The 19,709-nt window shown below is 55.5% G+C and carries 16 protein-coding genes and 1 pseudogene; 12 read left to right on the top strand and 5 right to left on the bottom strand.

Features of this window, described 5'->3' with window-relative positions; translation table 11 throughout:
• The 3 genes from L888_RS0109655 to L888_RS0109645 are packed head-to-tail and all read right to left on the bottom strand — an operon-like array spanning position 1 to position 3,694.
• Positions 1–894, bottom strand: coding sequence for a BadF/BadG/BcrA/BcrD ATPase family protein (locus L888_RS0109655; protein ID WP_211234604.1), 894 nt, complete (start codon positions 892–894; stop codon positions 1–3).
• Positions 895–899: 5 nt separating this feature from the next.
• Positions 900–2,228, bottom strand: a complete 1,329-nt coding sequence (locus L888_RS0109650) for an MFS transporter (protein ID WP_027952740.1) — start codon at positions 2,226–2,228, stop codon at positions 900–902.
• 38 nt (positions 2,229–2,266) lie between these two features.
• Positions 2,267–3,694, bottom strand: coding sequence for a glycosyltransferase family 2 protein (locus L888_RS0109645; RefSeq protein ID WP_027952739.1), 1,428 nt, complete (start codon positions 3,692–3,694; stop codon positions 2,267–2,269).
• A gap of 260 nt (positions 3,695–3,954) precedes the next feature.
• Between L888_RS0109645 and rbr the strand changes: the two genes are divergently transcribed.
• The 10 genes and pseudogenes from rbr to L888_RS0109600 form a co-directional block, all read left to right on the top strand.
• Positions 3,955–4,608 carry a rubrerythrin gene (rbr, locus tag L888_RS0109640; protein WP_005843208.1) on the top strand — a complete coding sequence of 218 codons (654 nt, stop codon included), beginning with the start codon at positions 3,955–3,957 and terminating at the stop codon, positions 4,606–4,608.
• 132 nt (positions 4,609–4,740) lie between these two features.
• Positions 4,741–5,403, top strand: coding sequence for a lipocalin-like domain-containing protein (locus tag L888_RS0109635; RefSeq protein WP_245594861.1), 663 nt, complete (start codon positions 4,741–4,743; stop codon positions 5,401–5,403).
• A 7-nt stretch (positions 5,404–5,410) separates the two neighbouring features.
• Positions 5,411–5,962, top strand: a complete 552-nt coding sequence (locus L888_RS0109630; RefSeq protein WP_027952737.1) for a hypothetical protein — start codon at positions 5,411–5,413, stop codon at positions 5,960–5,962.
• A 56-nt stretch (positions 5,963–6,018) separates the two neighbouring features.
• Entirely contained in the window at positions 6,019–6,396 is a 378-nt protein-coding gene (gene crcB / locus L888_RS0109625; protein ID WP_027952736.1) for a fluoride efflux transporter CrcB, read from the top strand.
• A 175-nt stretch (positions 6,397–6,571) separates the two neighbouring features.
• Entirely contained in the window at positions 6,572–8,014 is a 1,443-nt protein-coding gene (locus tag L888_RS0109620) for a rhamnogalacturonidase (protein WP_027952735.1), read from the top strand.
• Positions 8,011–9,375, top strand: coding sequence for an MATE family efflux transporter (locus L888_RS0109615; protein WP_044249083.1), 1,365 nt, complete (start codon positions 8,011–8,013; stop codon positions 9,373–9,375). Before L888_RS0109620 ends, L888_RS0109615 begins: the two co-directional genes overlap by 4 nt.
• A gap of 378 nt (positions 9,376–9,753) precedes the next feature.
• Positions 9,754–10,983, top strand: a complete 1,230-nt coding sequence (locus tag L888_RS0109610) for a site-specific integrase (protein ID WP_027952733.1) — start codon at positions 9,754–9,756, stop codon at positions 10,981–10,983.
• Positions 10,984–11,048: 65 nt separating this feature from the next.
• Positions 11,049–12,368 (top strand): site-specific integrase, encoded by a 1,320-nt coding sequence (locus L888_RS0109605; protein WP_027952732.1) that lies wholly within the window; start codon positions 11,049–11,051, stop codon positions 12,366–12,368.
• On the top strand, positions 12,365–12,820 hold the full coding sequence (locus L888_RS14910) for a hypothetical protein (protein WP_245594860.1): 456 nt from the start codon (positions 12,365–12,367) through the stop codon (positions 12,818–12,820). The genes L888_RS0109605 and L888_RS14910 overlap by 4 nt, the downstream gene beginning before the upstream one ends.
• Positions 12,708–13,031: pseudogene (locus tag L888_RS0109600) on the top strand (ribonuclease E/G); the annotation flags it as partial. The gene L888_RS14910 and the pseudogene L888_RS0109600, both read left to right, overlap by 113 nt.
• A gap of 115 nt (positions 13,032–13,146) precedes the next feature.
• On the opposite strand, the gene L888_RS0109595 reads toward L888_RS0109600, so the two are convergent.
• Positions 13,147–14,865 carry a hypothetical protein gene (locus tag L888_RS0109595; protein WP_027952730.1) on the bottom strand — a complete coding sequence of 573 codons (1,719 nt, stop codon included), beginning with the start codon at positions 14,863–14,865 and terminating at the stop codon, positions 13,147–13,149.
• A gap of 417 nt (positions 14,866–15,282) precedes the next feature.
• A complete protein-coding gene (locus L888_RS0109590; protein ID WP_027952729.1) occupies positions 15,283–16,104 on the bottom strand; it encodes a TrmH family RNA methyltransferase in 822 nt (273 codons plus the stop codon).
• A 157-nt stretch (positions 16,105–16,261) separates the two neighbouring features.
• Here L888_RS0109590 and L888_RS0109585 point away from each other — a divergent pair, with 157 nt between their 5' ends.
• Positions 16,262–17,413, top strand: coding sequence for a peptidase associated/transthyretin-like domain-containing protein (locus tag L888_RS0109585; protein WP_052323299.1), 1,152 nt, complete (start codon positions 16,262–16,264; stop codon positions 17,411–17,413).
• A 124-nt stretch (positions 17,414–17,537) separates the two neighbouring features.
• Positions 17,538–19,169: a class I adenylate-forming enzyme family protein gene (locus L888_RS0109580; RefSeq protein WP_027952727.1), complete on the top strand. Its 1,632-nt coding sequence runs from the start codon at positions 17,538–17,540 to the stop codon at positions 19,167–19,169.
• Positions 19,170–19,709 lie beyond the last annotated feature (540 nt).

The following is a 19,709-nucleotide window of genomic DNA, read 5'->3' as shown; positions in this document are numbered from 1 at the left end:
TTATGCCTGGCGGGCGGCGTGATACTCCACTAAACCCTCCATCGGAGCCTGAATTATGCGGCCCAGGTGCATGCCCTCGGCCTCCACCACCTCCTGCAATTGCTGGCGGAAAACGGTGGCAATGGAACCGTTGAAACCGATGGGCAGCTGTTGCCAGCCCGCATACTGCATCACGTTGCGGCGCAGGAAGCGGCGGAGACCCTCGGTCACCAGCTCGTGAATGGTAGGCTCACCGATGTTTTCTGCCAGGAAAGGGGCAAAGCTGGCCAGGAAGCGGTTGGGCAGTTTCTGGCGGTACACGCGGTCGATGATGTCGGCCGCGGTGAGCCGGTACTGCTGTTCAAACCGGTCGATGATGGGCTGGGGCAGCTGTCGTTTTAGGATGTCGCCCACGAGAGTGCGGCCCAGCACGGCCCCGCTGCCCTCGTCGCCGAGGATGAAGCCCAGGGGGGAGACGTTGTGTGTGATGCGTTCTCCGTCGAAGGCGCACGAGTTGCTTCCCGTTCCAAGAATGCAGGCAATGCCCGCCTCGTGGCCGCAAATGCTGCGTGCGGCCGCCAGCATGTCGGATGCTACCTCGCAGCGAACGATGCCCGAAAGGCTGCGGCGCAGAGCCCGCTCCACGATGGGCTGCTTCTCCGTAGTGCATCCGGCTCCGTAGAAGTACACGTCAATGGGCGCGTTGTCCGCCCCCGCCGTCTGCAGGGCAGGTCTCAGAGCGCGGCACATCTCGTCGGCCATCTCTTCTTCGGAGAGCTGGAAAGGGTTCAGTCCCTTGGTGCGCACCTGCTGAATGGGGCGGCCATCGGCCGTCACGCACCAATCGGTCTTGGTCGAACCGCTGTCGGCAATGAGCTGATAATGAGTTCTGGGATGATTCAATTCCATGTTCATGATGTTTAAGATTGTGCTTCGTGTTTGCGCCCATAGGTCGGGTCGATGCCGCGTCGCACCAGAATGGTCATCACCACGGTAGCCAGACAGCAGAGCATGACTATCCAGAAGAACCAGCCATAGCCCACCAGCTCTTGCAGATAGCCGGCGAACATGCCGGGAATCATCATGCTCAGGGCCATGAATGCGGTGCAGATGGCATAGTGGGCGGTGACAAATTCGCCCTCGGCAAAGTACATCATGTAGAGCATGTAAGCCGTAAATCCGAAGCCGTAGCCAAACTGTTCGATGGCCACGCAGACGCTGATCACGACAAGACTGGTGGGTTGGGCCAGGCTGAGGTAGATGAAGGTGGCGCAGGGAAGTGTCATGCAAGCCGCCATGGGCCACAGGGCTTTGCGCAGCCCCCAGCGCGAGGCGGCGATGCCTCCCACGATGCCCCCCACGGTGAGGGCCAGCACACCGATGGTTCCGTAGACAATGCCCACCTCGTCGGTTGCCAGTCCCAGTCCACCCTTGGCGGTGGGGTCGAGCAAGAAAGGATTGACCATCTTGAGCAGAAAAGCCTCGGGTAGCCGGTAGAGCAGCATGAAGACAATGGCCAGCCACACGCCCGGCTTGCTGAAATAGGTGGAAAAGGTGCGGGCAAACTCACAGAATATTTCGCGGGCCGTGGCTGTTGTCCTGTTGCCCGCACGCAGTGTATCGGCCCGGGGCCGCGGCAAGGCGAAGAGGTGATAGACGGTGATGGCGGCAAAGAGCACGGCCGTAATGGCCATGGTGATTTGCCAGGCTTGCGGAATGTTGCCCGTCGACCGCTCAAGTATGCCGGCCACATAGACCAGCACGCCTTGCCCGAAGATGCTGCTCAGTCGGTAGAACGTGCTGCGTATCCCCACGAAGAAGCTCTGTTCCTCCTGGCTGGAAGCCAGCATGTAGAAGCCGTCGGCCGCAATGTCGTGGGTGGCCGAGGCAAAGGCTGTGATGACAAAGAGCACGAGTGTAAAGGTGAACAGGCTCACAGGAGTGCCTTTGGCGGCAATGACGGCCGCCTCGGGGTGGGGGATGCTCAGGGTGAGCAGCACGAAAGCAGCACTGATAAGCAGCTGCATGGCCAGAATCCACCAGCGCTTGGTACGTACGATGTCGACAAAGGGACTCCACAGCGGCTTGATGGTCCACGGCAGATAAAGCAGGCTTGTGAAGAGCGCCATGTCGCCATTGGGCACTCCCATCTTGGTGAACATGGTCACCGATATGTTGTTGACGATGAAATAGGGGATGCCTTCGGCAAAGTAAAGCGTTGGTATCCACCACCAAAGTTTGTGATTCATCCTGGTCTTGTTTTTGGAGGAAAAGGTGGTTCGAGGGGTCAGCTCCTCTGTTTCAACCCCATTCTGGCCTTGAGTTCCCAGGTGCGGATGCGGTCTTTGTAGAGGTTGTTACGGTTCTCCTTGTCGCGGCTCAGGTCGCCATCGGAGTTGTCGTCCCATCGGCGGCAGTTGTACAGCACGTCGTAGATGCGGCCGATGCGGTAGTGACGGCTGATGGCCAGCCCCAGGGCGTAGTCCTCTCCGTAGTTCACATTGGGCAGGTTCACCTGGCGCAGCACTGGCGTGAAGAAAGCGCGCGGCGCGCCCAGCCCGTTGATTCGCAGGGCGTTGTTGCGGCCGTTCTCAAGTGTCCACTCCTTGTGGTCAATCTTGCCGGGGGGCAGTGTGTTGAGGTTGATGTCGGTGAGCATGTACGTGCCAATGACCATGGCACACTGCTGGGCGTAGAAAGCATCGATCATCTTCTGCAGGGTGTCGGGGCCCGAGTACACATCGTCGGAGTCGAGCTGCACAATAAACCGGCCGCACTGCGGGTGATGGGCCGCCATGTTCCAGCTGCCGCCCACGCCAATGTCGTTTCGGTTGGGGATGATATGGATGATACGCGGGTCGTCGTAGGCATCGACGGCCTCGGTGGTACCGTCGGTGGAGTGGCACTCCGGCCCGTTCTCCACCACGAATATGTTGTATTTGAAAGTGGTTTGCTGGCTTAGTGCGCTGTCGATGGCATCGCGGATGGTACGCAGTCTGTTGCGCACGGGTATCATGATGGAGGCCTCCACCTCAAACGTTCCCTCGGTGAGGGCCACGTCTCGGAACGTCGGAGGCAGGTAGGCCCCCACCTCTTTCAGGTATTCCGTACAGGCCGCCTCCATCTCTATCTGCGACTTGCGGTTGCGCGGGTCCACGTAGTCGAAGAGCTTCTCGCCCGTCTTGCGGGTGTCGAGTTCTACTTCAGCGTAAAGGTATTCGTTGATATGTTCAATGCCGTGCTTCTGTGCCAGCTTCAGACGCAAGTCGTAGAGGCCGGCGGCCTGGTAGTCGGCTTTCATGCGGCCGGCGGCCTCCTTGAAGGCTTCGGTGCGGAAGAGCAGCACCGATCCGAAGTCGAAGTCGTTGCGCAGACTGCCCAGCTGATAGTCGATGACCGGAGCTTCCGTGCGCAACCCGTCGGCCGACACGTTGTAATGGTCGGCGTAGAGCATGCCGGCCCCTGTGGCTTCGGCTATCTGCACCATGCGTTCCAAGGCCAGATAGCCTGTGCGGATGAACTGGTGCTTTAAATATAATAAGGTGTAAGGAGTCTTGACCATGCTGGCAATGGCTTGCAAGGTCTCGGTGCTGGTCATGGAAGTCTCCACGATGGTGATGTCGTTGGTGATGTCGAGGGCGTCGAGGGCCTGGACATTACGCTCGGTTTCTTCTTCGTTGCCCACGGGCACGAAGCAGTCTATGAGTTTGTTCATGATGCTTATGAAATGTTGTGATGGTTGCTGAGGCTTGTCAACTGCAAAAGTACACATTTTCGAGCGAATACGGCCAGCCGGCCCTCTGCTTTTTTCCAATATGTGGTTCTTGGGACTTCAGGCGTTGCCGGGGAAGCCGTTTCTAATTTATTCGTTGTATAAATCACAACTTCCAAGATGTAATAATTGTAAAAAGGCTTGGAGTCTACTTCTGAATTGCCTATCTTTGCACCGTTGATTCAAACATATACAAACACATTATGAAGAAGAAATTTATATGCACCGTATGCGGTTACGTCCATGAGGGCGCAGAGGCTCCCGAGGAGTGCCCCGTCTGCCACGCCAAGGCAGACAAGTTCCAAGAGTTTGATGCTGCTGCCCTGAAAGGCACGAAGACCGAGGCTAACCTCCAGGCCGCCTTTGCCGGAGAGAGCCAAGCTCACACCAAGTACCAGTATTATGCCTCCAAGGCCAAGAAAGACGGCTACGAGCAGATAGCCGAACTCTTCACCGAGACCTCGATCAACGAGAAGGAGCACGCCAAACTTTGGTTCAAGTTCCTCCATGAAGGCGACGTCCCCGGCACCATGCAGAACCTGGCAGATGCCGCTGCCGGCGAGAACTATGAGTGGACCGACATGTACGCCGAAATGGCCCGCGTGGCCAAAGAAGAGGGCTTTGCCGGCATCGCGGCCAAGTTCCGCGCGGTGGCTGCCATTGAAAAGCGTCACGAAGAGCGGTATCGCAAGCTGCTGAAGAACATAGAGGACAAGGTGGTGTTCTCGCGCGACGGAGACTGCATCTGGCAGTGCCGCAACTGCGGACACATCGTTGTCGGCAAGGCGGCTCCCGAGGTTTGCCCCGTTTGCAACCATCCGCAGAGCTTCTTCCAGATTGCTGCCGAGAACTACTAAGCCGTTTCCTGCACCGCGGGTGCGAAGAAAAAGCAAGAGCGGCGGAACCCTAAAATAAAGGTTCCGCCGCTTTCAATTGTAGGAAAAGTTGTAACTTTGCACCCGTTTTAGCATTTAAACATTGATTCAAGAATGAAGAAAAGTGTATTCAGGATGCTCTTCACGGCATTCCTCGGCATGGGCCCCGTCGTGGCTCAAGCTCAAATCGATTTGGGCGGCGTGCTCAAAAATGCGGCCGGGCAGGTGTCCGGGGCTGCCCGTAGCAAGTCTTCAGGCAGTGCGAACGGTGGCATGCTCTCCGGCCTCACCTCTATTTTCTCGGCCAGCAAAGTGGCCAAGGCCAAAGATCTTGTAGGCACATGGACCTATCAGGAACCGGCCATCGTGTTCTCGTCATCGTCGGCACTGAAGAATGCCGGCGGCAAGATGGCCGGCGCAGTCATCGAAAAACAACTCCAGAGCAAGCTCTCCGCTATGGGCATCAAGCCGGGCATGTTCACCATGACTTTCAAGAACGACGGCACCTTCACGCAGAGCGGACTGGGCAAGCAGCTGGGCGGCACCTACACGGTGACCGGCAACACGGTGAACCTGGCCTATGGCGGCCAAGTGAAACAGGTGGTCGGCACCACGCAGGTGGAGGGCGGTTCGCTGCTCATCGTGATGAACACCACCAAGCTGCTGGGCTACATGAAGACCATTGGAGCACTCAGCGGCAACGCCACGCTCAAGAGTGCATCCTCCTTGATAGGCAGCATGGACGGCATGCAGTGCGGTCTCCGACTGAAAAAATAGTGCCGGCATGACAAGCAGAACAGAACAACAACAAGCCTTCGAGTCCTCGTTCCAGACGGACTTGAAGGCTTATTTGCTTCGGTTGGGCGAGGTGGACGACATGCTGCCCGATGCGCCCGACATCGAAGGCCAGTGGGCCCGGATAGGCGAGGCCTATCTGCCCGATGCCATGCGCGAGTTCCAGGCCTATCCAACCGTGGCTCTCGGCTGGGTGATGTACGTGGGCATGGCCGTGGCCAAGTACTGGGACGAGGACTGGGAACGTTATGCTAAGGTGGAGAATCTCTATGTTTATCTTCGCAACAAGCAGGACTTCGACCATCTCGACGACTATGTCCGCGAACGCGTGCTGCGGCTCTCCACGCCCGACGCCGGGCGTTTGCAGGATATCGTGGCCGAGTGTGCCTCGCGCACCTACGGCCGTCTGCACCATCTCCAGCTCGTGCCCGCATCGCCCGAAGCCTTCTATGCCTTTGTGGCCGCCCTGCACCAGATGTACCTCATGGGAGCCTACATGCAGCTTCACCGCATGGGCTACCACATGACCCGGCTGGGCTGATCCCCGGCCCGATACTCCGGGACTGCCCTGGGGTGCGTATTTAATCACACCAAATTATGTTTAAAGATTTTCTTCTGGTCGGCACGGGCAGCTTTTTGGGCGGCGGCATGCGCCTCCTGGTCTCCCGGCTACTTGCAGCATGGGTGCCCACACCTTTCCCCTTGGGCACTTTTACCGTCAATGTGCTGGGCTGTCTGCTCATCGGATTCTTCTCGGGACTGCCCGTGGGCAGCGGCCATTTGTCGCCTGCCGCCCGTTTGCTGCTCACCACGGGCTTCTGCGGCGGCTTCACCACTTTCTCCACTTTCATGAGCGAGCACACGGCCCTTGTGAAAGACGGCCAGTATTTCTACCTGGCCTTCTACCTGCTGGGCAGCCTCGCGCTTGGTCTTGTTGCCGTGCTGGCGGGCCACCAGCTGGCCAAGCTGGTTTAGCGCACGCGTGTGGCTTCGTCCCGACTGGCTCCTTGTTGGCCCTGTCGGGACGGAGCTACACCGCCGCGCCACCCGAAGCATTAAAAAGTGGCGGAAATAGCTGAAAACTTGATTCGTGCCGCCTCTTTTTCTTAACCTTTTCTTACCTTTGCGGTGAATTAACAACCCATTACCGATGAACAAGTCCTTTCTTCTCGCCCTCATGCTCTGCTTTGCGCCGGGACTGTGGGCGGCCGACTACAATGTGCGCCAGTTTGGAGCCGTGGGCAACGGCGCCGTTCTCGACTCGCGGGCCATCAATGCCGCCATCGACACGGCCGTGTTCCACGGCGGTGGCCGCGTGGTGCTGCCCGCAGGTACCTACCTCTCCGGCTCCATCCGCCTCAAAAGCAATGTCGAACTGCACCTCGAGCCCGGGGCCGTGCTCCTGGCCACGTCCGACAAGACAGCCTACGACGCGAGCGAGCCATTCGACTTCCCCGAGTATCAGGATGGCGGACACACCTACTTTCACAACAGCTTGATATGGGCCGAGGGCCAGCACAACGTGTCCATCACGGGGCCGGGAATGATAGATGGCCGGGGCCTCACCAAGCACGACACCGAGCGTGCCGGGCAAGTGCAGGGCGGAAGCATCGGCACAGGCGACAAGGCCATTGCCCTGAAGCTCTGCCGCAACATTCTCATCCGCGACGTCACCATCAGCCGCGGCGGCCACTTTGCCATCATCGTCACGGGCTGTGAGCGCGGCCACATCGACAATGTGACCATTGACACCAACCGCGACGGCATAGACATCGACTGCTGCAAATACCTCACCGTGACCAACTGCAAGGTGAACACACCGAGCGACGACGGCATCGTGCTCAAGTCGAGCTACGCCCTGAAGCGGCCCGTCGTCACCGAGCACGTGCTCGTGAACAACTGTCTGGTCACGGGCTACAAGGTGGGCACGTTCCTCGACGGCACTTTCGTGCCCGAGCAGGTGAACTGGGTGTGCGGGCGCATCAAGCTGGGCACGGAGAGCAATGGCGGCTACCGCAACATCACAATAGCCAACTGCACGTTCATGTACTCCTCGGGACTGGCTCTTGAAGAGGTGGACCAGGGGCGCATGGAAAACGTTGTTGTGACGGGCCTTTCGATGAATCACGTGCACCATTACTCCATCTACATCACCACCGGATGCCGCAACCGGGGGCCCAAGGAGGTGACCGCGCGCAGCTATGGCGGCGACATCATGATTAGCAATGTCGTGGCACAAGACTGCGACTCGCTGGCCGGCATCATCGTGACGGGCATGCCCGGCGAGCCGCTGCGCAACATCACGCTGCAGAACATTCGGATACAGTATCGAGGCGGAGGCAATGCCGGTCTGCGTGACAGGGACTACCGCGAGCAGGGCACCAACTATCCCGAGCCCCGATGGGCCGGGCCCACGCCGGCCTACGGCCTCTTTGCGCGCCACGTGGACGGGCTCAGCGTGCGCAACGTGCACTTCTCGACGCTGCGCCCCGACCATCGGCACATGGTGATTCTGGACGACGTGACGGGCGATGACCTGACCGATGTGACCGGACCCGTGGAACCGGGCGCACAAAAGGTGGTGAGAAGATGACGGGCCAGGCCAGCCTGCAGGCGCACCGCGTGCTGCGCGCGCAGTACCGGCCCATCGTCATGCTCGGCATTCCCATCGTCATCGGCCAGGTGGGCACGGTGGTTTTGAGCTTCGCCGACACCATGATGATAGGCCATCACTCCACGCCCGAGCTGGCCGCCGCCGCCTTTGTGGGCAACATGTTTGCCTTGGGCATCCTGGTGGCGCTGGGCTTCTCTTACGGCATGACGCCCATCGTGGGCAACCATTACGGCCGGGGCGAGACGGCCCATATCGGGGCCGTGGTGAAGAACGGGCTGCTGGCCAACACGCTGCTGGCCGTGCTGCTCGTGGCGGCCTACGCCGTGCTCTACCTCTTTCTCGACCGGCTGGGCCAGCCGCCGGCACTCATTCCCCACATGCGCCCTTACTTCTTGGTCAACCTAGCGTCGCTGCCGTTTGTGTGTTGGTTCAATGTTTTCAAGCAGACGGCCGACGGAACCACCGACACGCGCACGCCCATGTGGATTCTGCTGGGCGGCAACCTGCTCAACATCGTGGGCAACTGGGCGCTCATCTACGGCCATCTGGGGTGCCCGGAGCTGGGGCTGCTCGGTGCCGGCCTGTCCACGCTGCTGGCCCGAATCATGATGACGGCGGCCATCGCGGGCGTGTTTTTCGGCAGCCGCCGCTACCGGCCGCTGCGCCGTGCCTTTGCCCAGAGCCGTTGCAGTAGGCCGGTCTTCGGGCGGTTGCAGCGCATGGGCTGGCCGCTGGGGCTCCAGATGGGCATGGAGACGGGGGCGTGGACGCTCTGCAGCATCATCGTGGGGTGGATAGGAGCATCGTCGCTGGCCGCCCATCAGGTGATGCTTTCGGTGAGCCAACTCTTCTATCAGGTCTACTATGCCATCGGTGCAGCCGTGGCCATCCGCATCAGTCTGTTCCACGGCCAGCGCAATTTCGACCACATTGCGCCCACGGCCTGGGCCGGCTTCCACCTTATTTTATTGGTGGCCGTCCTGGTGTCGGTGCCCGTGTGGCTGCTTCGCCACCAGATGGGATGGCTCTTCACCGACTCGGCCGAGGTGGCCCACATCGTGACCCTGACCATCGTTCCGCTCGTGGTCTACCAGCTGAGCGACGGCCTGCAGTGCACTTTTGCCAATGCCCTGCGCGGGTTGTCGGATGTGAAACCGATGATGCTCGTGGCTTTCGTAGCCTATTTTGTGGTGTCCATTCCGCTGAGCTACCTCTTCGGCATCACCATGCACGGCGGTCTGGTGGGTGTGTGGTCTGCCTTTCCTTTCGGGCTCAGCGTGGCCGGGGGGCTCTATTACCTGTTCTTCAGGCGGCGGCTCCATGCCGTGCGTGGCTCGTAGGAGCCTGCGCGACGAGACTTCCAGGGCCCTGCGATGGCGGTGTAAAGGCGAGGCTGTTACGGTGTAATCATGATGCGATTGCACCGTAACTAATCAACGAAAATGAAGAGAAATCGAAGTTGATGTAAACTAACTGATAATGAGGGAGAAACGGAACGATTTGCATAGAAGTACCTTTTTCTAAAAGGGCAGGAATATGCAGATTTAGGCAGAAGTTCGGTTACCAGAGCGTTACCCGATTTCGTCATAGGTAACGATGGAGTAATGTTCGGTAACTGAATTATTTTCGCTCGTGTGGCTTTTGCTATGGTCGGCAGTTTTCTGCATAAGTGAGGAACGCTTTAATTCGGGTAACTTTGCCCATAAAAATTAAAGCGTATGAAACAAGAGAAAATGAAGGTGTTGCTCTACCTCAAAAAGAGCGGTCTTGACAAGTCGGGCAAGGCTCCGATTATGGGACGTATCACACTTGGAAGGAATGTTGCCCAGTTCAGTTGTAAACTCTCCTGCAATCCAGAGTTGTGGAATCCCCGTGAGAGTAGAGTGGACGGCAAGAGTCGTGAGGCTGTAGAGATAAACGGCAGGTTGGAGAGTTTGCTGTTGTCTGTTCAGTCGACTTATCAAGCCTTACTTTCCAAAGGTTGCCCATTTGACGCAACCGATGTAAAGGAACTGTTTCAAGGCAGCGTACAGACACGATGTATGCTTATCGAACGATTGGACATCCTCATCAGGGAGAAGAAAGAACATATTGGAATTGACATTAAGAGAGAAACAATTTCCAATTACTATACTACCCGTAATAATCTTCGGACATTTATCGAAGACAAGTACAAGGTGGAAGATTTGTCTTTCTCGCAACTTACAGAAAATTTCATTTATGATTTCAGGGACTACTACTTGAACAAATTAGGGTTTCAGGAAAGTAGTTTCTATGCAGTTGCATCCCAAATAAAGACCGTATGCAGGTTGGCATACCGTGAAGGATTGGCTGACACCTTATTATTTGCTAATGTAAAGATAGCAAGAGGTGATAAGAAACTCCCAAAGGCACTTGACAGACGTTCACTTGACAAACTAATGAATACCCACTTCGGAGAGTTGGAGGAAGAAATGGAAACAGCAAGGGATTTGTTTGTTTTTGCCTGTCATACAGGTGCAGCCTATTGTGATTTAATGGGATTAAGTAAGACACATCTTGTCCGTGATGATGAGGAAAATCTTTGGATGAAGTTCAATAGGAAGAAGACAGGTGTACTTTGCCGTATTAAGTTGTTGCCCGAAGCGATTAGGATAATAGAGAAGTATCGAGGCGAAGAAAGGGAAAGACTGCTGCCACAGATGAAGTATGCCACCTATCAGTCGTATCTTAAAGTATTGCGCCTTAGAGAGGGTATAGCCTTTCCCTTTACCACGCATACGGCAAGACACACCTTTGCCACGCTCATTACGCTTGAGCAAGGAGTTCCTATTGAAACGGTGAGCAAGATGCTCGGACATAGCAATGTAAGCATGACCGAGCGTTATGCAAAGGTTACACCCCAAAAACTCTTTGAGGAGTTTGATAGTTTCCTTTCTTTTACCAAAGATATGCAGTTGGCTATCTGACCATTTGCTTTCATTCAACAGCATGTTTAGAAAATTAAAACACGGACAAATCAATCAAGAAAATTATGAGAAGTACATTCAAGACATTATTCTATATTAACAGACAGAAAACAAAGGCAGACGGCAATATCGCCATTCTCTGCCGTATCACTATCGACGGAAAGAACACCGCCATTACCACAGGAGAAGAGTGTAAAGCCTCCGAGTGGAATACCAAGCAAGGTTTGACGACTGACAGAAAGACCAATCAAAGAATCCATGAGTTCAAGGAATTCATAGAGAATACCTATCGGGACATTCTTGTAAAGGATGGAGTGGTAAGTGTGGAACTTATCAAGAATCGCTTACAAGGTATTGTCACCAATCCCACCACGCTCCTTGCCATGAGCAGGATGGAGCTGCAATCCGTCAAAGAGTCAGTAGGCAAGTCAAGGGCAGAGGGTACTTATCTGAACCTGTTCTATTCTGATAGAAATCTCCGTGAATTTGTCGAAAACAAAGGAGTGCAGGACATACCCATCGGAACAATTACAGAGGACTTGTTTGAGGAATACCGCTTCTTCCTCAAAAAGCGTGGACTGAAAGCATCGACTGTCAATACTAATCTCTGCTGGCTGAGCCGACTGATGTTCCGTGCGGTCAGTAAGCGGATTATCCGCTGCAATCCGTTTGAGAATGCCAAGTATGAGAAAACGGAAAAGAAAATACGCTTTCTGCAAAAGAGCGATGTAATGAAACTTATGGCAATGAGGATGAACGACAGGGAAGCAGAGCTGGCAAGACAGATGTTCGTCTTTTCCTGCTTCACAGGATTAGCAATCTCGGATATGGAAAATTTTGAATACAGGCATATCCAGACGGCAGCGGACGGACAGCGGTATATAAGAAAGGAGCGTCAGAAGACCAAGGTTGAGTTCATAGTACCGTTACATCCCATAGCGGAAGCCATCATCAGCTATTGTAGGAACGAGCAGGAAAGAAGCGAGGAACATCTGACGGTGAAAGAAAAGGGCGACCACCTTGTCTTTCACCGTGATTGCAGCCGTAGTGTCATGGATACCAAGCTGAGCATCGTAGGAAAGGCTTGCGGTATCCGTCAAAGACTTTCCTACCACGTTGGAAGGCATACATTTGGCACGATGAGTCTGAGCGCAGGAATACCCATTGAGAGCATAGCCAAAATGATGGGACACGCCTCAATATCCAGCACACAGATATATGCACAGGTAACGGACAAGAAGATTTCGGCGGATATGGACAGACTTATCGCCAAGTACAGGGCGAAGGACAAAAATATCACAAATGCAGATGTGGAAGCAGCAACAAACACAAAAACACTTCCGTTTGTTGTCAGTTCAAATGGCAGAAAGGAGGAAACGGCATGAAGGCAAGCAATAACTGCCAAAGAAAAACAGACGTAACCAATCATCGCAGTTATTTTGATTGGGACTGCAATATGCAGGTCATCCACAAAGGAAACGGAGACATTGCCATGACGGAGAGTGAACTCGTGAAGTTCTTCGGTGTAACTTGGATGAAAGTCAATTACAGACTGCAAACGTTGATGAAGTCTCCCAACCTGTATCCTGATGAAAGGCAGGCAGGCGAGGAAAATATTTATGCAAACGAACAACTAAGAGGTTATGCACCGCTCTATCCGTTTCCAATCATCATCGCGCTGTCCTTTCAATTGGACAGCACAGAAGCGTATTTATTCAGAAAACATGTCTGTCAGAGTAGAAGAAACATGCCCGTCGTGCGACGGTACTGGCAAGATCAAGTCCAGCATCCTGTTCACCGATTTGTTAGAGGGAAAGATCGACCGACTGGTCAATAAGATTGGCGTCAAGAAATTCTATCTCCATGTACATCCGTATGTTGCCGCCTTCATCAACCAAGGCGTGGTAAGCCTCAAGAACAAGTGGCAAATCAAATACGGGTTTGGAGTACGCATCGTCCCGTCTCAGAAACTGGCTTTCCTTCAGTATGAGTTCTACGATTCCAAGCGGGAATTCATAGACATGAAGGAAGAAATAGAGACTAAATGATGTCTGCGCGCCCAGTGCGCGCAGACAACCAAGTCCCCATGGACGAACTGGCGGAGCCCGGATTATTATCCGCGTGTTCCGCCAGTTCGTCTATCTACGGGAAATCAAATACTTGCTAACGAGCCTTCCGGTCTATTACCTTCCGGACAGAGCCGTCGCTCATCTTCACAATGCTCACGCCGGAATGCGCCTTGGAGTGCAAGGGCAATTGGCAACCGCCAAGGTCATAACGCCTGACAGGCACGGCACTTGGCATGAAAGGCTGATTACCCATACCGAGAGTAGCCTCTACTTTCACCGTATAGGCACAACCGTAATTATTCTTGTAAGCCAGAAAGACTTCGGCCATCTCGCTACTGGGGACGAATACGACATAGTCTGCTTCGGGATTAAGTGCGTTGCTGCCAAGGCTTATCTTGCTACAAGCTATATAAAGTGCATCCAAACTATTACACCCACTGAAGCAACCCTCAGGTATAACGGGGGTTCCTGAATAGTTAGAATCATAGCTCAGCGTGGCAATCTTCAAGTCTTCGTAGCTTGAAAACTGGTTCGGCAACAAGCCCACATTGCTGACTGTGAGCTGCTTGGTGTTCTCATTTGCCTCAAGATCCTCTCCTGCAAGAGGAGATGCCAGCCGGCGGAAGGCGGGCTCCCAGTAGTTGATATCTGACAGCATGGCTGTTACAAATGCTGCCGGTTGCCCTTGTACGACTGGCGAAATGTCGAGCATGAAGCCATTCTCCGGATTTCCGTTCCGCGGCCTCATCACATATTTTACATTGGCATCCGTCTCTGTTCCACTAAAGGTATAGTCCGTCGAGAAGTGCGAGGCGTCAAGGATGATGTTGCTTGTGCCGGACGACGGATCGCCCTTGGTAAATATAAAGCCCAGACGGTCATTGCCTGCGCCGAAGCCATAATAATGGTCTTCTGCGTCTATCAGCTGATACATAAAGTACAGGCCGTAGGTCTTTCCGTCCTCGAGACTGCCCAGAACATCCTCACCAATCTCCTCTCCCTTGAATTTCTTGTCGAGCATACCACTAACATTGTAGGCAGAAGTATATTCTATGCCGTCTCCATACACTCCCCAGCCCAGTTCCTGAGAGCCCGGTACGATGACAACCTTCTGGATAGATGCCGAGGTTATCTGCATGTTGCTATTGGGCTTCTGGCGAAGGCGGAGCATCCAACTATGGATACTAAGCGAGTTCACCATACCCAAGTTCTGTGTTCCGGAATGGATAGAGCCATCGCCGTTGAACGAAAGCGTCTTCTCTACGCCGTTTGCCAACACGGTAAAGGCAGCGGTAGAGTCGGCAAACCATGTGAACGGCTGTTCGTCTCCCTCTTCCTCCACATCGTCATAGCGAAACTTGATTATGTAATTCTTGCTGTCGTTGCTCCAGTAGAAATAGCTTCCGTCGGCACTCTTCCCACGAAAGAATATCTCTATCTTATAGGTTATTCCTTTCTGCAGCCCGCTGAGCACATCGAGAGGCACAGAGCTCTTCCATATCCCGTTTCCCAAATTCGCCGCCCAGGTGCCTTTCCAGTCATAGACAGGCTCTCCCGAAGCATCATAGATTGTGGTGAACATCGCCACCTCCACGGCCTCTCCGATTACCGCTGCCGTAAAACTGTTAACGGTAAACACGGTATCGTTGCTTGACGAGAGATCGCCCATCTCCTCGGTAAAGCCTGATGCGGGGAGATCCCTGCTGGTGGTCTCATGCCCTCCATCGCCCGTAAGCGTTATGTCTACGCTTACACCGGTAAATACTGCGGCCTGCATCGTCAACGAGACCATGCCTGCCATTAACAGTAGCATTGTTCTTTGTAGACTTTTTTTCATAATAGCTAAATATTAGGTTTGTTAATATCATGTCAGGTTGATAACTTCAAGAAATATCACCATGTTCAGTACGAAAAGCATCTCACTCCTTCCATTCTGCTGCTAATTTAGCATTTTATTTTATCATTACCAAGATTTCCCTTGCTTTTTTTACGATTTTACAAAACTTTTTTACGAATTGCACTTCATGACATCAACTGCCGCCGCCAAATACAGAGAGCCTATGGATATACAGGTGAAAGGAGAACTCAGAATATCCCAAGTAAAAACTGCCTGTGGCAGACAGCAGGACTACCCACAACGAGTAATGCGATTACTCGTAATGAGTAATCGCATTACAAACAGGAGGTAACGGCCTCGCCTTTACGGCGTAATGAAAATGCGACGACGGCCTTATGGCTGCGGGGCGGCCGCGTGCGCCCCGCACAGTTCCCAGAAAGCCACGGCGGCTGCGGCCGCCACATTGAGAGAGTCCACTTGGTGGGCCATGGGGATGCGCACCACATAGTCGGTGGCCGAAATGGTGTCGTGGGGCAGCCCGTCGCCCTCGGTGCCCATCACAATGGCCAGCCGCGGCTCGGCCTTGAGGCGGGCGTCGTCGAGCGCGATGGAGTGGGGCGTGAGGGCCATGGCCACCGTCTTGAAGCCCAACCGGCCGAGGCTACTCACCGGCCCGTCCAGCCAGGCCCAGGGCAGGAGGAACACCGACCCCATCGACACCCTGACGGCGCGCCGGTTGAAGGGGTCGCAGGAGTCGCGCGTGAGCAGCACGCCGTCAATGCCCAGCGCGGCCGCCGAGCGGAAGATGGCCCCGATGTTGGTGGTATCGACCACACCGTCGATCACCACCACGCGCTTCCCGCCCCGGCACACCTCGGCCGCCTCGCGCTCCTGCGGCCGCCGCATGGCACAGAGCACGCCGCGCGTGAGGGTGTAGCCCGTGAGCCGGGCCAGCAGTTCGCGGCTGCCCGTATAGACCGGCAGGCCGGGGCAGCGGGCCAGCAGGTCGGCTGCGTCGCCCGCAATGTGGCGTTCCTCGCAGAGCAGGGCCACGGGCTCGTGCCCGGTGCCGAGGGCCACACGAATCACCTTGGGGCTCTCCACGATGATGAGACCCCGGTCGGGTTGCAGCCGGTTGCGCAGCTGATGGTCGGTGAGTTTGCTGAACGGCTGCACGCCGGGATGGTCTAATGAGTCGATGTGAATGATGGGCATGGTCGTGTCTGGCGGGTGACATATCCCCGCATCGGCTGCAAAGTTAGTTAAAATATACGGCCATTCTCAGATTTTTTGCCTAAATTTGCCGGGAAACGAGGCATGCCGTGGGTTTCCCGATACCGTGCGCATGCTTGAATTTACAGCATTTTGACAGATGAAACACAACGGAATGGCTGGCCTGTTGGCGGGCTTGCTGCTGATGCCGGCGGCCCAGGCGGCAGCGCAGAGGCGGGTGCTGGTCTACGACCGGATGCAGAACGTGCCGGTGGCCTACGCCAATGTGTACAAGGCAGAGGGTGGAACGTTCAGGGGCACCACGAGCGACGGCAACGGCGTGGCTGTGATAGACTTCGACTTTCACAGGCTCAGGGTGAGCCATGTAGGTTACCAGTCTTGTGCATTCACCGTCTTGCCCGACACCATCTTCCTGACATCCAAGGAGAACCAGCTGGCCGAGGTGGTGGTCAGGGACGAGGAACCGCAGTGGATTCGCCCTTGGCTGCAAAGGCTGGTCGGCGAGAAGCGGCGGCGGTACAGGGCCGCCGCGGCCTGTTACGACTACGACTATACCACCCGCAGCACGAGCGACCGCAGTGGATATTGGTTTGAGAACAAGGGGAAAATGCGGGTTCCGTCTTTTCGGGAGAAGCAGCTCTTTCGGATTAAACCCGGGCGGGGCTACATCCATTTCAAGGACGTGACAGCGGGCTGCGACTTTTCCAATCTGAAACGGATGGTCTATCACGACTTTGTGGACGAGTTGGACGCGAGGTTCATCAGGCAGCACGTCTTCCGGGTGAACGACGCATTCCGGTCGGGAAACAGGAACATCGTACAGCTTTATTTCAAATCCGCCAAATACGGCCGGGAGGACAGGGGCTACCTCACGGTGGACACGGCGATGCGTGCCGTGCTGGCCGTAAGTCGGGAAACGGGACTTCGGTACAACGTGGACAACCACACGAACCGCTTTACCCGCGGTGCCGTGGGCATGCTGACAGGCTGGAGGTACTCGGAGTGGCTGGTCAGCTCGGAGACGCGCTACCATGTGGACAGCGTGTCGTGCTATCCGTCGGTGTGCCGTTACAAGGCCTACCTCCTTGCCGAATCCGCCAAGGGCAGGTTTGCCGGCCGCAGGTTTGAATCGTATGAGGCGGAGCTGACGCTCAGCCCGGCCGTCGATGCTGACGGGCCGGCCTATATCGACCTGCCCGAACCGTGGTACATGAAGCTGATTCTCGGCAAGAAAGAACGCCTCGCCGAAGAGCGTCTGCAGTCCATTCCCAAGGAACACGTGGTTTATTAGTCTTTTGAGAATGAAAGGGAAAAGATGCTGCATGGGCAATTCTTTGCGGCCCCGGCGGTCGTTTCTGATAAAAATTCGTACTTTTGTGGCTGTTTAAATGAACCCTACACGGTGCAAAACAAGAATGATGACAGATTTTAAATCCATTTTCGAGAGCCGCTACACGTGGCTGGAAGGCTTTATGCGCAACGTGAGACGCTACTCCTCCAAGCCCGCCATGATATGTCCCGAGACCGAAACGGCGTGGACTTACCGAGCGCTGAACGAGTCGTGCAACCGCCTGACCAACCGCCTGGCGGCCGACGGATTCGGCAAAGGCGACGTGCTGATGGTGCAGTTGCTCAACTGCCCCGAGTTTGTCTTTGCCTATCTGGCCGCCCACAAGGCCCACGGCGTGTGCTGCCCGGTGAGCTATAGGCTGAGCCCCGGCGAGCTCGCCCACCATATTGGCGACTCGCAGCCCATGGTGCTGATCTTCGACATGGACCACAAGGCGTATATTCTGGAGGCGTTGACCCTTTCCGGATTTCGGCCCAAGCGGCTCGTTGTGACCGATGGAGAGAGCGACGGCGAGGTGCTGTCGTATGCCGACTACGTGGCCGGGGCCTCCGACGGCGAGCCCGCTCCTGTCTGCAACTACAGCATCTACGACGAAACCACGCGCCTCTACACCTCGGGCACAACGGGCCAGCCCAAGGGCGTGGCCATGACGAGCATCAACGAAGTGCTGTCGGCCCACGACGTGATGATACATTTTCCCATGAGCTACAAGGACGTGACGATGAACACCACGCCGTGGTTTCACCGTGGCGGACTGCATTGCGCCGGCCCGTGCCCCACGCTCTACGCCGGCGGCACGATGATTATCATGAGGAAGTTTGATGCTGTGAAGACGCTGAAGTACATCGCACAGTACAAGATTACGTTCGTCGTGGGGGTGCCCACCGTGCTGGAAGAACTGGCCGACGCACAGGAACGCCTGGGCTACGACCTGAGCACGCTCAAGGGAATCGTGACCATGGGCAGCCCGCTGGAGCGGTCGGCCTGCATCCGTTTCCAGCAAGTGCTCACGCTGAACATCTTCAACGGCTACGGCACCACGGAGACTTTCTGGAACACTTTTCTGCGACCTTTCGACCTTCCCGACAATGCCGGCACGGCCGGGGCCTCGTGTGTGGACGACGATGTGCGTGTGGTCAAGGTGTACGAAGACCATAGGGCCGAGCCCGACGACCTGGCAAGCACCGACGGCCAGGAGGTGGGCGAGGTGATTATCTGCTCGCCGGCCAAGTCGCCCTACGCCTACGTGAACAACGAGGAGGAGACGGACCGGAAGTATTACAAGGACTTTATTTATACCAACGACCTGGCCACCTGGGACGAGCACCAGTTCATCACCATCGTGGGGCGCAAGGACGACATGATTATTTCGTCGGGCGAGAACATTTATCCTGCAGAGATCGAGGCCGTGCTCAACACTCATGCCAAGGTGAAGGACTGCATCGTCACCTCCGTGCCCGACAAGATGCGCGGTCAGATGGTCACGGCTTACGTGGTACGCAGCGACGATTCGCTCACGCCCGAGGAGCTTGACGACTATTGCAAGGCCAGCCCCGACATGGCCAACTTCAAGCGTCCGCGCTTCTACTGTTTCGTGTCTCAGATACTGTTCAGTGCCACGGGCAAGAAGCTGCACGTGAAAATCAAGGAAGCCGCCGAGGAGGACCTGAAGAATGGTCTGCTCTATCGCGTTTAGTGCATGGGGCGGACGAGCGCACACCCACCGCGCAGCATCTGTGAAATCCGTGCAATCTGTGAGAAAAAAAGCCACGCATGGAATCTGCGAGAAAATAGCATGCACGCGTGGAATCCGCGTGCCCCTTTCACTGCGCAGCTATATGTCCTTTATGTTGTTCTGCCTAAAACTCCACTGTGCAGCCATATTGTCCATTCTGTTGTTCTGTCTAAAAGAATCGCGGGCCGTGTCTCACGACACAGCCCGCGCAAAAAGAGATATTATAAAAACATGATATAGGGGTGTATTGTAGTTACCTTGTCTGCGTAAAGGGATGGCCGGCACCCCGTGCGTGTCCGTTCATACAACCGTTATTGGATGGGGTTGGCAAAGACAACTGGGAACAACAGATAACAACAACATGACCGTGGCGCAGCGTTGTTTATGGTTGTTTGCCGTTGTCTTTTGAATCCAATGCACTTCACCCCTCTACTTTCTCGTACACAAATAGGGAGCCGTTCTTGTTCTGCCCCACCCAGATGGTCTTGGGCTGGCCGTCGG

This window comes from Hallella seregens ATCC 51272, assembly GCF_000518545.1.
GTDB lineage: Bacteria > Bacteroidota > Bacteroidia > Bacteroidales > Bacteroidaceae > Prevotella > Prevotella seregens.
The sequence above is the reverse complement of the archived record's forward strand: the minus strand, read 5'-3'. Positions and strand labels throughout refer to the sequence as shown.